Consider the following 13,460-nt stretch of genomic DNA (forward strand, 5'->3'; position numbering starts at 1 on the left):
CCTTTTACGTTTGCTAATCAATTTATTTTGATAAAGGACTTTCCGTTAACCTCAATTTTGCAGAATACTTTTTCACTGCCTGTACAGGATTGTTTGCCAACATCACTCCTGACAAGACCGCAATCCCTTGCGCTCCCACTTCCAACACTTTCTCTACATTCTTAAATTGGATTCCGCCAATCGCAATCACTGGAATCTTTACGTTCATAGTTAATTCCTTTAATTTTTCTAGGCCTCGCGGTTCTTTGTTCGGCTTGGATTGTGAATGGAAAATATGTCCATATATCACATAATCTGCACTGCATTCACTCGCATATATCGCTTCTTCTACGGTATGAACGGAACATCCTAGCCGCAATCCTGGAAATACATCCTTCACAACTGCGATATCCAAGCTATGATTAGCTAGTTGAACGCCCTTCACCCTTGTGACCGCTCCGACATCCAGTCGATCATTGATGACGATTTTATCCGATGGGACACCTTCCGCTTTCAGTTGATTTACGATTTCCATTAATTCTCTCGCAGTTTTTTGTTTTTCACGGATATGGAAAGCGTCGATGTATGGATGAATTTCCTTGGCGATTCCAATCATTTCAGGAATGGGCTGTCTGCCTGTCGAAACAATGTGTAGCTCTCGATTCATTAGCCTCTCACCATCGAATCCTTATTCACGATTGGCCATTCTTCATGCTGATAAGCCATCTCCCAAAATGAATATTCGTACTGGCTGCTGATCATAAAATGCTCGAGCATTTGCATGCGATCTGATTCTGTTACCCTCTCAGCAATCTCATCGATTCGCTGAATTTGCTCCACCACTTTTTCATGAAACCAATCGCCACCGTATGCAGCAATCCACTCTTGATAAATTGGTTGATTTGGCGTATTTCCCATTAAACGCTGACCGATTTCATCGTATAACCAATAACATGGAAGAAGCGCTGCAATAATATCACCGATATGACCGGTAAATGCCGCTCGATATAGATGAGATGTGTACGCATACGCCGTAGGGGAAGGCTTAAACTCAGCGATTTCAGCTTCAGTAATTCCTAATTGCTTTGAAAAATTAGCATGCAGACTCAATTCTGCTTCAGCTGTACCTTGTACATGAACAGCCATGCGAGCCGTTGTGTGCAAATCGGGTGCCTTTGCTCCCGCCAATGCCTGCACTCTGGCAAAATGAGAAAGATAATAAGAATCCTGCAACACGTAATAGCGGAAGCTTTCTAATGGCAAGCTGCCATCAGCTATACCTGTCACAAAAGGATGCTGAAAGCTTGCTTCCCAAATAGAATCTGCCTCAAGTCGTAACTGCTCTGAAAATTTCATCATAATCCCTCCAAAAATAGTGTTAGGAAAATGGAATAAAAAAATCCCACTTTCCTTTACGCAAAGAAAGTGGGTATTAGAAATTATATGTACAAAAAATAAAATTTCTGCCGTGCCACTTCCCTACGTTGGTATAAACCAAATCAGGTTCCAAGAGTCTCAAAGTCACACTTTGATCTCAGCCATTCTAATGGCACCCCTAGTGGTAAATCATATGAAGTTTTAGCAACATTCGATATTATCTTAACATTATTGAATGGATTGTCAAGAACATATATGGTGAAATTTAGTAACATCCCTTTCCCCAGAATTGATTGCTGTTGGGCTTCCTAGTCTAGTATGAAGTTTTCAAAAACATTCGTTTTATTATGGTTCTTATAAGTCTTTAACTCTTTCAATAAATGGCTTTCCATCTATTAATCCATGTTGAAATAACTCTTCTGCTGATTTAAATGCTTGAGTATGAGAATCTTTGGAACGTGTAAGAAGAAAGCTCTTTTCTTCAGGTACCCTACTAATCCACCATTCTTCATTCTTATAATCAAATGATAATTCTTGCCCCTCTTCAATGGCTACTTTAAATTCTTTCCATACATTTTCATCCATATGTAAACCCCCTTATATTAATCCTAATATAGTTTAGTTTCTCTAGGAAACGTTATAACTAAAAAAAGATTATCTCAATCACGGGTTGAGATAATCTTTTTCCTTTTTTAGGTTTGGGTTTTACTTTCTAATCAACATTCTTTATTTCAAAACCATCAATCAACCCACGCACTTCATCCGTAGATTTCGTGTGCATCAATTGATTTCGCAATTCACCAGCACCAGGGAATCCTTTGACATAGATTTTGAAGAAACGATGAAGACCCGAAATGGAACGAGGCACTACTTCTTGATATTGATCGTGCAGATCCAACTGATATCTTAAAAGATCCAGAAGCTCCTGGCTGCTATGCTCTCGCGGTTCTTTTTCAAATGCAAACGGATTTTTAAAGATACCGCGGCCAATCATGATGCCATCTATTCCGTATTGTTCAGCGAGCTCAAGGCCTTTTTGGCGGTCTGGGATATCTCCATTGATGGTAAGCATTGTGTCAGGTGCAATACGGTCACGTAATTCCTTGATTGCCGGAATCATCTCCCAGTGGGCATCTACTTTGCTCATTTCTTTTCTTGTTCGCAGGTGTATTGAAAGGTTGGCAATATCCTGCTTCAATATATGCGTTAGCCAATCCTCCCACTCATTTAGCTCTGTGTAGCCTAACCGTGTTTTCACACTGACAGGCAGTCCCCCTGCTTTTGCAGCTTGGATGATTTCTGCAGCTGCATCTGGTCGAAGGATAAGACCGCTTCCCTTTCCTCTAGAGGCTACATTAGGTACAGGACAGCCCATATTGATATCGATGCCTTTGTAACCCATTTCAGCCATTCCGATACTCATTTCACGGAAATACTCGGGCTTGTCTCCCCAAATATGTGCCACCATTGGCTGTTCGTCCTCTGTAAAAGTCAAACGTCCACGCAGACTGTTCTTTCCTTCTGGATGGCAATAGCTATCCGTGTTTGTAAACTCGGTGAAAAATACATCCGGACGTCCTGCTTTGCTCACGACATGGCGAAATACAACATCTGTCACATCTTCCATTGGAGCCAGTACAAAGAATGGTCGTGGCAAGTCACGCCAAAAATTTTCTTTCATATTCATACAAATCCTTTCATCTATATCCTGTATATCCTATTTACATTGTTTATGAATTTAACACATTTTATTTCTAGAGTATAACCTAGCTTTTCTATTTTATCTTTAATCCATTTTTTCTTAAACTCTTTTTTAAAAGAAACCACTAAATACAAACATTTTGTTTTCCTCAAAACTTTTCATAGTGCTGGTAAGTCATATTAATAAAGGTAAATGCATAATAGCGCAAAAATCAGGTTCAATCCAGCATACAAAACACACTAAGAAAGAGAGGTTGCTCGGAAGATGAAACGACAAGGAAAAAAGAGAGCGAAAGGGAAAGTCAGCATAGGCTTAGGAGTTATACTCGCAGTAATCCTGCTGGGCGTTTATTTGATTGGCCCTATTGGATCCTCAGCAGATAATGATAATCCTGCGGTTAAAAAAAAGCAGGCCGCAACACCAAAAGAAAAGAAAAGCCAGAAATCGCCGACTGCCTCTTCAAATGTAACCGGACAAGCCGGAAAGAAGAATTCGGATAAAAACCGGAAAATAACGCAAAAAGAAAGGAAAAAGGAAACCGCACATGAGGAAGTTGTACATAAAAAAGCAATCAATCATCTAAAAAAAGAACACAGGAAGAAAACCGTTTATCTGACTTTTGATGACGGCCCTACTCTTGAATCCGGCCATTTGCTTGATATACTTGACCGCTATCATGCTAAAGCAACTTTCTTCATGATTGGCTCTAATATTAAGGCCCATCCTAAAGTAATTAAAAGAATGGTGAATGAAGGGTTTGGGGTCGGGTTGCACAGTATGTCACACGATGCCAATAAACTATACAGCGCAGCAGCCAGTGCACCGCTAAACGAAATGTTGAAAGCTCAAGAAATCCTACAAAATGTTGCGGCAGTACATTCTCAACTCATCCGTTTGCCATATGGAAGCATCCCATATCTAACAATCGATATGCGACTTTTATTAGGGGAACAACACTTTAAAATTTGGGACTGGACTGTGGATTCGGAAGATTGGTCATTGAAAGACCAGCGCTACGTCCAAAAAACAATCCGCGATATCCAATCATGGGACAAATTGGGCCAGGCCCCAATTGTTCTGATGCATGATAAACCAGAGACCATCCGCCATTTGCCAAAACTATTAACCTATCTGAATAACAATGGCTATCACACAAAAACCCTAGCCAACAACATGGCGCCATATACCTTTCAATGCAGTAATCGTTGCAGCTCATTTAAATAATCCAGTAGAATAGTGAATAAAGTAGACGTCCATCATATTGGGCGTCTACTTTATTCGTTAAAAATTAGCAGAATTATAAAGCTATTTCATTTTAGAACCTTATTGATTGAATTTTTACAAAACTAGTATAAAAGTAAAAATAGATTTGTTACTATTAAAATAAACCATTTTAACAGTTAAAGGAGATGTGTGTTTTGAAGAGAATCCTAGCTATAAGTGATATTCATGGGGATTTAGAGAAATTCGAGCGACTCTTAGAGCTTGTACAATATGACAAAAACCTAGATCAATTGCTGTTATTAGGTGATTATGTAGATCGAGGCCCTCATTCGAGAGCCGTTTTGGATAAAGTGATTCAGTTAAAAAGTGAGGGAGCTATTGCTTTAATTGGCAATCATGAAATGATGATGATGGATGCTTTTGATGGTATTCCGATGCATTTGAAAAGATGGCTTTATAACGGTGGCATAAAAACCCTTCAAAACTATGGATATACGATTGAAAAAGACAATGCAGAATATTGGTATACGACTACTGAAATGCCTGAGCCCATTAAATTAAACGATGACATCCGCAAACACATTGAAATATTAAAAGAATTTCCATACTACTATGAAACAGACACCCATATTTTTGTTCATGCAGGGGTTCACCCTGAAACACCAATAGAGTCAACAGAACCTTATACATTAGTGTGGATTCGCGAGGAATTCCATAACGGATATAACGGCGACAAGACTATTGTGTTTGGACATACACCAACCAATTATTTGCACGAAAGCAACGATGTTTATTTTGGAGATAATCGCATTATTGGAATTGATGGTGGCTGTGCATATGGTGGAAGGTTGAATTGTCTAGACGTTTTAAATACTAAAGTTTACTACGTTGATTAATCTAATTATAAATGGAAAAAATGGATAATTAAAAATAGAAACGGTGGAATCAGTAATGATGGCAACAGATTTAACGTATTAAATTTCTTAATGCCCAAAATGCTTAAACCAGAAGCCAATATCAAGAAACCACCTACAATTGATACTTCATTCAGAAGGCTATTATTAATAGTGCTCTCCATTAACAACGCGATCAAATAAATAGACCCTTGCCATAGAAATAAAACAATCCCTGCAAAAGCGATCCCTATTCCAAATGTAGAGGCTAAAACAATTGATGTGATTCCATCCAGCATTCCATTCGCAAGCAGGTATGTATAATTGCCCTTTAATGCGGCCTCTATAGGGCCAATGATAGACAATGTACCAATACAAAATAATAAGATAGCAGTCGATAACCCTTCAGCTAAATTGCCCTTAGAATATTTATTTACTAAAGCATTGAATCTCCCTTCTAAATCAAGTCTTTGGCCGAGCAAACCCCCTATCGCTAAACTAACAATAAAAAGTACGGGATATTGGCTGGAAGGCAAATGCTGCACGATGGCATTGATGCCTAATCCCATGGCAACTAACCCCATGGCCTGCATCAGAATCGTATGATATTCATCCTTGATTCCCTTCTTAAAGACACTTCCCACAATACTTCCGATGATAATCATGAGTGTATTAAAGATTGTACCGTACATATTCCTTCTCCTTATCTCTATGTTCTTACTAAAAATATAAACCCTCCTGTAAGGGAAGGGTCAATACTTTATTGGAATTTGAATTTCTGTCAGGTAGTCCTCTTTACTTCCCGAAATAAAATGGTTAATGATAGTTCTTTCTATGGCATCCCCTATAATATGAAAACGCTGGTCTTGTATGTAATTCAACAGGATGTTGTAATAATGGGGAGAATCGCTGTGATTCCCCCTGTAAAAGATGCATGCATACTGCCCTTCAGGGATAGTGGTCTCTAATGAATTTTGCTTATCTTCTTCCCGGAGAATAAATATGGAGTTATATACATCGAATTTGTTATTTTTAATATGATCGAGACTCACTGTGAGCCCTACACCACCGATAAATATAGAAGAATTCATATTGGCTATGTTCTCTAATTGGCGTAAGGATACTTCTAACTCTGGCTCCGACTGAATCTTCTCCATTAACCTTACGACTTTTCTCTCTTTTATATGCTTTATCGAGGCAACTTCCAATTCCCTAATTTTTCTGGCTGAATGGATCTCTTCTATTCGGGTTTCAAATCTACGGTTTATCCGTTCTAACTCTTTTATTTTCATTTCAGTTAGTTGTTTCTGTTTCTGCAGCAATTCCAGGAATCCATCAATATCCCGATGCTCCAAATGTTTACTGATTTCTTTTAAAGAAAAACCTAACTGCTTTAAATAATGGATGGTGTTGAGTTGCTCAAATTGTTCGGTTGAATAATATCTATACCCGTTGTGCGAATCAGTTTGAATCGGCTTCAACAACCCAATATCATCATAGTATCTCAAGGTTTTGATGGTCGTATTATGAAGCTTCGCCATTTCACCTATTGAAAATTTATTCTTCATCTCCATCCCCCTTTAGCCATGCACATTTTCCTTAAGGATGAATGCAGTTCCTTCACACTGTCAAGGGACTCTAGTTTAAACAGTTTGGTTATTTAGTCTTTCAAGCTCTTTTTTAATCTGTACTGGGTCTATTCGTTGGAACAATGGATAGACTTTAGACAATTGCTGTGATGGTACAAAAAATGCTCTCCATTTGCTCTCTGTTATATTTATCATCTCTTTCACTTTCTCGCTTGAAAAAGGAAGAAATGGCGTAAGTATATGAGCTAAATTAGCAATAAGATAAACACAAACTGCTAAGGTGTGCTTACAGCTCTCAACATCCTCTCTGACTTGTATCCATGGTTGCTGTTCATCGAAATATTTATTTGAAAATCGAACAAGCTCAAATATTTTCTCCAATGCTTCTTTGAATGAGGTTCTTTCAATACATTCTCCGACATCCTTGTATAAATGATTTACTTTATCTTGGATCGTTGAATTGATGACTTTTTCGGGAAGTCTTCCATCAAATGAATTTTCAATAAACTTCAAAGTACGATTTACTAAGTTACCATACGCCCCTAACAGCTCGCTATTATGGCTATAAATAAATTCCTTCCACGAGAAATCAGCATCTCGATTCTCTGGTGCATTGATTGTTAGAAAATAGCGTATAGAATCAGGTTCATACCTTTCTAAAATTTCTGGAACCCAAACAGCCCAATTTTTACTTGTGGATAATTTCTTCTTTTCTAATGTTAGATACTCGTTCGATACTATATGTGTTGGTAATGATTCTTTTCCTAGCCCAGCTAAAATGCCCGGCCATATGATTGAGTGAAATGGTATATTGTCTTTCCCATGAACGTAATAGGACTGAGTGGAAGAGTTCCAAAATGGTGAATCATCCTGATTGGTATCTTTTGCCCAAAGTTTACTAGCTGTATAATAGCCTGATACCGCTTCAATCCATACATAGATTTTCTTATCCTTATATCCCTCTACCGGCACGCTTACTCCAATCGGCAAATCTCTTGAAACGGCTCTATCCTGCAAGCCTTCCTTTAGATAACGTTTGGTAAGAGAAATAGCATTCTCCCGCCAAAGCTTCTGATCTTCCGCTTCTTGTGTATAGTTCTCCAAAATGCTTTGGAAAGAACTCAAAGAAAAGTAAAAGTGCTCTGTGGACCTTATCGTAGGTGCATTGCTGCAAATTTTACACTTTCTTTCTAGTAGTTCAAGAGGTTCTAATATAGTTGAACAATTGTCGCATTGATCTCCACGAGAAGGCTCTTTACAAACCGGGCAGATTCCTTCGACATATCGGTCCGGCAAAAATTGTTGGCAATGCTCGCAATAGGTTTGTTCGATTTCCTTTTTATAAATTAACCCATTATGTAGCAACTCGAGAAATATCTCTTGAACAATTCGATGATGATGCAATGTATCTGTTCTTGTATAAATATCATATGAGAATCCCAACCGTGCAAAACATTCTTCAAATTCCTTATGATAACGGTCAGCAATTACTTTCGGAGAAACTCCTTCCTGTCTTGCACTAACGGTGATAGGTGTACCATTACAATCACTGCCCGAAACATATAAAACGTTCTCTCCTTTTAAACGGTAATATCTTGCAAGAATATCCCCAGGCAACAAACTGGAAATGTGCCCTAAATGTAATGAGCCGTTCGCATAAGCCCAAGCTCCACCAATAAAAATACTCATCATCAGAACCTCCTCATTTTAAAAAAACAAAAAAACCCCGCCCTAACTAAATAGTTAAGGACGAGGTTTGAATATCCACGTGATACCACCTTATTTTACAAACGGCTCACACCATTTGTCTCATCAAGTACGGAGTATAAACTCTACTCTTATACTGTGACATTAATAACGAGTGCCAAATCCCGTCGTATCCTACTAATACCGAAGTACGTTCAGTACGAAGCTCAGAGACCATTGTTCAAATGAGTGTTTTTGCTTCTTTTCAGCTACCGAAGCTCTCTACTAAAAAACACTTTCACTTTACTTTTTCTCTTCATTGCCTTTGTTGAATTATCACTAGTTTATTCAAATATTTTCCTGAAGTCAATGATAATTTTCTGAATTAAATGATTTTATGAGCCTTTACTTCACTTGCTCCTCTATCACACGCTCTACACCAAATAGAATGAGCTTTAACCCAAAATCAAATGCTTCATCCGTCCCCATCAGCTCAAACAAACCATTCGTGAACATTCTTCGAAACAGTCCTGCATCGCTATCGCTCATTGAATTAAGAAGATTAATCATCTGCTCTCCAGGAAGCTCACTCTGTTCCTTCAGCATAACGGAGATATTGCGCTCATGTTGATAATCATCTAGCACGAAGTAGAAAACAAAGTTCACAAGCGTGGTCACTACCTGCATTTTTTGCTCTTGCTTAAGCGGAGTAGATTCCACGCAAAGTAGCATACGGTTCGTAAATCGAATGATGTCTGGCTCGTGAGGCAGTGTCATCATCATGAGCTGCGTAGAACAAGGATATCGGCTCAGCACACTTCGCACAGTTACCGCAAGCTCTGTTAGCTGCTCCTTCCAATCCCCTTCTGAATGGAACTCATCTAAAATGATTTTGGATATCTGATTCGCTAAACGCTGGTAGAGATTCTGTTTGCTCTTGAAGTACCAGTATAGTGAGGGCGCCTGTATTCCTAAGCGATCTGCCAATCGTCTCATGCTGAATTTTTCAATGCCGTTTTCCCCAAGAAGCTCCCATGAAGTTTCTAAAATTTTATCTTCTGAAATTTGAGGCTGCTGTTTTTTCATCATCATCCACCCTTTTATCTAACAGTGTAAGTTTTTTCTTTACAGATTATTAAACCCATGATAACATCTAACACTGTAAGGCTCAACCTTACACCGTTAGATTAAGATATCAAAATACTTACAGAAAGCAGTGATCCACTATGGATAAAGATAATATCTATTATTTTGAAGAAGCACCAGTCGCAAAAACTGTAGCTCATTTTGCGGTGCCGATGATGCTTGGCACTTCGATGAGTGTCATCTATTCCATCTTAAATGCTTACTTTCTAGGTACACTTCACGACACGGCCATGTTGACTGCACTCGCATTAACTTTGCCATTATTTGCATTCATTATGGCGCTAGGCAACTTAATTGGCATAGGTAGCGGCACATTCATCTCCCGCTTACTCGGAGAGAAAAAATATGACTCTGTAAAGCATGTATCATCTTTCGCTTTTTACAGCAGTTTAGTTCTCGGACTTGTTGTAATCATGGCGGGTCTCCCGTTCATTAATTCTATTGTGCACGGCCTTGGGGCAACATCTGAATCATTCAAATTTACTAAGGACTATGTCATGATCATGATTCTTGGTTCACCCTTTGTCATTTTATTCTTCACGTTAGAAAATATCGTGCGCTCAGAGGGTGCAGCTATCACCTCGATGATCGGTATGATTCTCAGTGTTGTTGTAAATATCATTCTCGATGCGTTCGTCATCTTCGTGTTGCACTGGGGTGTAATTGGCGTCGCTTCTGCTACTGTCATTTCGAATATAGTTGCGAGTGCATTTTATGCCGTCCATCTGAGTAATAAAAGCCAATTTTTAACTATCTCCGTAAAATGGTTTAAAGCGAACAAAGAGATTCTGAGTAATGTATTAAAAATTGGGGTCCCCGTCTTTATAATGAGTATCTTTTTAGGTGCCATGTCACTCATTCTGAACCATTTTCTTGTTGAATATGGCGATCAGGCCGTAGCGGCTTATGGCATATCATCGCGCTTATTACAATTTCCAGAGTTTATTCTGATGGGATTATGTGAGGGTGTTGTACCGTTGATTGCCTTCTCTTTTACAGCGAATAAATTACGCATGAAGCAAACGATTGGTTTTACTATTAAAGCGATTGTCGCGTTAGCAGTCCTGTTCGGCATCATTGTCTATTTGATTTCCGATCACTTAATTGGCCTATTTACAAATGACCCGCAATTAATTGATATGGGCAGCTACATTTTGCATGTGACATTTTTATCCTTGTTCATTACAGGCATTACGACCTTGTTTACGGGGATTTTTCAAGCAACAGCTCAAGGAACAGCCGCGTTTATCATGTCAATAATTCAAGGAATTACACTGATTCCAGTATTATTTATCGCCAATAAAACAAACGGCTTCCATGGGGTTGTCTGGTCACTAGTCATTGCAGAAGCCGTCGCATTCCTTGTTGGTGCCATTATGCTGTATGTTTTGCGAAATAAGTTGCAACCAGAGATTGATAGCTTAGTACAGTAAAATCATGTATATAAGGCAGAGTAAGAGTAACCTCCAACCCTGCCTTTTTTATAGTTTAAAACAGCTTCAACAATCCAATTTAGCATTTTAATAGATACTCTTTATGAGTCTCTGTCATTTCTATTAATCCAAATTCTTTATCCTTTATTATACTTGCTAGCTTTTTGGCCATAATTTTTGAGGAAAATAAATACTGCTGTTAATACCAACGATAACAATCCCACTAGTACAACGTATTGCGTACCCATTTTTGTTATAAACACCCCACCTGCTGCAGCACCTATAGTCGTTCCTATATTACATGCCGATAAAAACAAACCGTTAGCAAAATCCGGAGCTTCACTTGCTGCAGTTGTAATTATATATTGATTAATGTTAGCGGCCAGTCCAGCTAATACTCCCCACATTAAAATGAGTAGAGCCATCGGCAACGTAAATTGGCCTGCGAAAAATAATATGAGGTAAGTAGCTCCCATTAGAAAAGGGAGGGCTACGATTGTTTTAACCGGTTTATCAACGAGTAATCTTCCAGCTAGAATGTTTCCTATAATATTGGCCGCACCGTAAATAAATAAAAGAAGACTTGTGAAAGTAGATGATACATGTGTTACTGATTGCAAGAAATCAGCTAGATAACTGTAAACCCCAAAGATTGCTGCGTTTAACAAAATAACAATTATAACTGCAAGCCATGTGTTCGAATGTTTAAGTACATTTAATTGCGCTCCATAGGAGATTTTTTCTTGGACAGGTATCGATGGCACAAATAGTAATGTAGCGATTAATACTACGATATTGACGATTGCAAAAATTGCCAATGCCATCTGTAAATTCGATATCCCAGCGACAAAGCTAACAATGGGCACACCGACGACCATCCCCGCCGACACGCCTATAAAAACTTTTGCGACAGCTTTAGGTGCTTCTTCCTTATCGACTGAATCAGCGGCAACTGAAAATGCCAATGAACAATAAACGGGATGAAAAAGAGCAGGAATAAGTCGAGCTATTAATAGAATGTTAAAGTTAGATGTAAATATAGATACGATATTTCCTATAACAAAAACTATCAGAACTAGTACCATCACTTTTTTTCGATCAATTCCCGAAAACAATAAAGGCATCGTTGGGCCAGATACTGCAACTCCTATTGCAAATATACTCACCAACCACCCTGCTGCTGACACACTAACATTAAAATGTTCAGCAATCTCAGGTAATATCCCAATAACCCCCATCTCCGTATTCAAAATACCAAAAACTCCTATAGTCAATATAAGAATGAGTAGTCTTTTTTGTTTAGCCAAGAATATACCTCCAACAATCTGTTTAAAATGATTTCTTAAGTCTTCTCAATACTATTCTAACTTTCCTCTCTTCATATAGAAAATACCTATATTTAATATCAAAGTATGCTTTATAGGCATATCAAAATTATATATACTAAATCAATAAAGTAGGAGGCGGATTAGATGGAATTTAGAGTTTTGCGCTATTTTCTAACAGTTGCAAGAGAAGGAAGTATCACCGGTGCTGCAAATTTTTTAAACGTCACACAACCAACACTGTCAAGACAACTAAAAGATCTTGAAGAAGAATTAGGAAAAAAGCTATTTACTCGCAGTAGTCACAGTATCATTCTTACTGATGAAGGGATGCTCTTACGAAAGAGAGCAGAAGAAATCGTTGATATGGTGGATAAAGTAGCAGAAGAATTTGGTTCTATGGAAGAAACATTAAAGGGAGACATTTACATAGGTGGCGGAGAGACAGACGCCATGAAGCAGATTGCAAGGGTAGTAAGAGATTTGCAGATACGTTACCCTAACATACGTTATCACCTATATAGTGGTAATGAAGACGACGTGGCTGAACGTCTTGACAAGGGCTTGCTGGATTTTGGAATACTCATACAACCAGCTGATTTATCAAAATATAATTATCTCAATATGCCCGCAAAAGATGTTTGGGGTGTTGTCATGAGGAAAGATAGCCCTCTTGCTTCTAAAGATACCATTCAAGCAGCTGATTTATTAGATGTTCCTTTAATCTGTTCACGACAGGCTCTAAAACAGACATTTTCTAAAAATGAATTTGCGGATTGGTTTGGCGAAGACTTTGATAAACTCAACATCATTACGACGTACAATCTTGCATTTAATGCTGCCATTATGGTGGAAGAAGGTATTGGTTATGCTGTCACTATTGATAAAATAGTGAATACATCAAACGATAGTAACCTTTGCTTTAGACCACTTAACCCACGACTAGAATCTGGTTTAAATATTGTGTGGAAAAAGCATCAAGTTCTCTCTGCTGCTGCTGATATGTTTTTAAAAGAATTTCAAAGCAAATTTTCTACCGTTTAAATATTACTCAACAATATGGGTCGTGGTCGTATTGAATATACAGCTTTATAACCTTTAAAAAA

At 38.3% G+C, this 13,460-nt stretch carries 13 protein-coding genes, 1 riboswitch and 1 other annotated feature; of the genes, 4 read left to right on the forward strand and 9 right to left on the reverse strand.

Going from position 1 to position 13,460, the window contains the following annotated elements; translation table 11 throughout:
• Nucleotides 1-22: 22 nt before the first annotated feature.
• The 4 genes from tenI to RCJ93_RS12460 form a co-directional block, all read right to left on the reverse strand.
• Nucleotides 23-646, reverse strand: a complete 624-nt coding sequence (gene tenI / locus RCJ93_RS12445; RefSeq protein ID WP_446739163.1) for a thiazole tautomerase TenI — start codon at nt 644-646, stop codon at nt 23-25.
• The gene (gene tenA, locus RCJ93_RS12450) at nt 646-1,335 is read right to left on the reverse strand and encodes a thiaminase II (RefSeq protein WP_446739164.1); all 690 of its coding nucleotides are present in this window, start codon (nt 1,333-1,335) and stop codon (nt 646-648) included. Before tenA ends, tenI begins: the two co-directional genes overlap by 1 nt.
• Nucleotides 1,336-1,438: 103 nt before the next feature.
• Nucleotides 1,439-1,546: riboswitch (TPP riboswitch) on the reverse strand.
• A gap of 164 nt (nt 1,547-1,710) precedes the next feature.
• A complete protein-coding gene (locus RCJ93_RS12455) occupies nt 1,711-1,941 on the reverse strand; it encodes a hypothetical protein (RefSeq protein ID WP_446739165.1) in 231 nt (76 codons plus the stop codon).
• A gap of 127 nt (nt 1,942-2,068) precedes the next feature.
• Nucleotides 2,069-3,037 (reverse strand): tRNA dihydrouridine synthase, encoded by a 969-nt coding sequence (locus RCJ93_RS12460; RefSeq protein ID WP_446739166.1) that lies wholly within the window; start codon nt 3,035-3,037, stop codon nt 2,069-2,071.
• Between the two features lie 285 nt (nt 3,038-3,322).
• Here RCJ93_RS12460 and RCJ93_RS12465 point away from each other — a divergent pair, with 285 nt between their 5' ends.
• Nucleotides 3,323-4,282, forward strand: a complete 960-nt coding sequence (locus RCJ93_RS12465; protein WP_446739167.1) for a polysaccharide deacetylase family protein — start codon at nt 3,323-3,325, stop codon at nt 4,280-4,282.
• 194 nt (nt 4,283-4,476) lie between these two features.
• Nucleotides 4,477-5,178, forward strand: coding sequence for a metallophosphoesterase family protein (locus tag RCJ93_RS12470; protein ID WP_446739168.1), 702 nt, complete (start codon nt 4,477-4,479; stop codon nt 5,176-5,178).
• A 5-nt stretch (nt 5,179-5,183) separates the two neighbouring features.
• Here the strand turns inward: RCJ93_RS12470 and RCJ93_RS12475 are convergent, their stop codons facing one another.
• From RCJ93_RS12475 to RCJ93_RS12490, 4 genes are all read right to left on the reverse strand, one after another.
• The gene (locus RCJ93_RS12475) at nt 5,184-5,867 is read right to left on the reverse strand and encodes a DUF554 domain-containing protein (RefSeq protein ID WP_446739169.1); all 684 of its coding nucleotides are present in this window, start codon (nt 5,865-5,867) and stop codon (nt 5,184-5,186) included.
• A 60-nt stretch (nt 5,868-5,927) separates the two neighbouring features.
• Nucleotides 5,928-6,743: a MerR family transcriptional regulator gene (locus tag RCJ93_RS12480; protein ID WP_446739170.1), complete on the reverse strand. Its 816-nt coding sequence runs from the start codon at nt 6,741-6,743 to the stop codon at nt 5,928-5,930.
• A 75-nt stretch (nt 6,744-6,818) separates the two neighbouring features.
• The gene (metG, locus tag RCJ93_RS12485) at nt 6,819-8,453 is read right to left on the reverse strand and encodes a methionine--tRNA ligase (RefSeq protein WP_446739171.1); all 1,635 of its coding nucleotides are present in this window, start codon (nt 8,451-8,453) and stop codon (nt 6,819-6,821) included.
• Between the two features lie 53 nt (nt 8,454-8,506).
• Nucleotides 8,507-8,779: a binding site (T-box leader), on the reverse strand.
• 76 nt (nt 8,780-8,855) lie between these two features.
• Nucleotides 8,856-9,536: a TetR/AcrR family transcriptional regulator gene (locus tag RCJ93_RS12490; RefSeq protein ID WP_066789990.1), complete on the reverse strand. Its 681-nt coding sequence runs from the start codon at nt 9,534-9,536 to the stop codon at nt 8,856-8,858.
• Nucleotides 9,537-9,676: 140 nt separating this feature from the next.
• Between RCJ93_RS12490 and RCJ93_RS12495 the strand changes: the two genes are divergently transcribed.
• On the forward strand, nt 9,677-11,029 hold the full coding sequence (locus tag RCJ93_RS12495) for an MATE family efflux transporter (RefSeq protein WP_446739172.1): 1,353 nt from the start codon (nt 9,677-9,679) through the stop codon (nt 11,027-11,029).
• 137 nt (nt 11,030-11,166) lie between these two features.
• Here the strand turns inward: RCJ93_RS12495 and RCJ93_RS12500 are convergent, their stop codons facing one another.
• Nucleotides 11,167-12,336 carry an MFS transporter gene (locus RCJ93_RS12500; RefSeq protein ID WP_446739173.1) on the reverse strand — a complete coding sequence of 390 codons (1,170 nt, stop codon included), beginning with the start codon at nt 12,334-12,336 and terminating at the stop codon, nt 11,167-11,169.
• Nucleotides 12,337-12,501: 165 nt separating this feature from the next.
• Here RCJ93_RS12500 and RCJ93_RS12505 point away from each other — a divergent pair, with 165 nt between their 5' ends.
• Nucleotides 12,502-13,398 carry a LysR family transcriptional regulator gene (locus tag RCJ93_RS12505; RefSeq protein WP_446739174.1) on the forward strand — a complete coding sequence of 299 codons (897 nt, stop codon included), beginning with the start codon at nt 12,502-12,504 and terminating at the stop codon, nt 13,396-13,398.
• Nucleotides 13,399-13,460 lie beyond the last annotated feature (62 nt).

The sequence above is a fragment of the Rummeliibacillus sp. BSL5 genome, assembly GCF_052928305.1.

What these genes read in the sequence shown, in the direction of transcription:
- tenI (WP_446739163.1), bottom strand. Translation starts at nt 646, where the DNA reads ATGAATCGAGAGCTACACATTGTTTCGACAGGCAGACAGCCCATTCCT.
- RCJ93_RS12480 (WP_446739170.1), bottom strand. Translation starts at nt 6,743, where the DNA reads ATGAAGAATAAATTTTCAATAGGTGAAATGGCGAAGCTTCATAATACG.
- RCJ93_RS12460 (WP_446739166.1), bottom strand. Translation starts at nt 3,037, where the DNA reads ATGAAAGAAAATTTTTGGCGTGACTTGCCACGACCATTCTTTGTACTG.
- metG (WP_446739171.1), bottom strand. Translation starts at nt 8,453, where the DNA reads ATGAGTATTTTTATTGGTGGAGCTTGGGCTTATGCGAACGGCTCATTA.
- RCJ93_RS12475 (WP_446739169.1), bottom strand. Translation starts at nt 5,867, where the DNA reads ATGTACGGTACAATCTTTAATACACTCATGATTATCATCGGAAGTATT.
- RCJ93_RS12455 (WP_446739165.1), bottom strand. Translation starts at nt 1,941, where the DNA reads ATGGATGAAAATGTATGGAAAGAATTTAAAGTAGCCATTGAAGAGGGG.
- tenA (WP_446739164.1), bottom strand. Translation starts at nt 1,335, where the DNA reads ATGAAATTTTCAGAGCAGTTACGACTTGAGGCAGATTCTATTTGGGAA.
- RCJ93_RS12490 (WP_066789990.1), bottom strand. Translation starts at nt 9,536, where the DNA reads ATGAAAAAACAGCAGCCTCAAATTTCAGAAGATAAAATTTTAGAAACT.
- RCJ93_RS12505 (WP_446739174.1), top strand. Translation starts at nt 12,502, where the DNA reads ATGGAATTTAGAGTTTTGCGCTATTTTCTAACAGTTGCAAGAGAAGGA.
- RCJ93_RS12465 (WP_446739167.1), top strand. Translation starts at nt 3,323, where the DNA reads ATGAAACGACAAGGAAAAAAGAGAGCGAAAGGGAAAGTCAGCATAGGC.
- RCJ93_RS12495 (WP_446739172.1), top strand. Translation starts at nt 9,677, where the DNA reads ATGGATAAAGATAATATCTATTATTTTGAAGAAGCACCAGTCGCAAAA.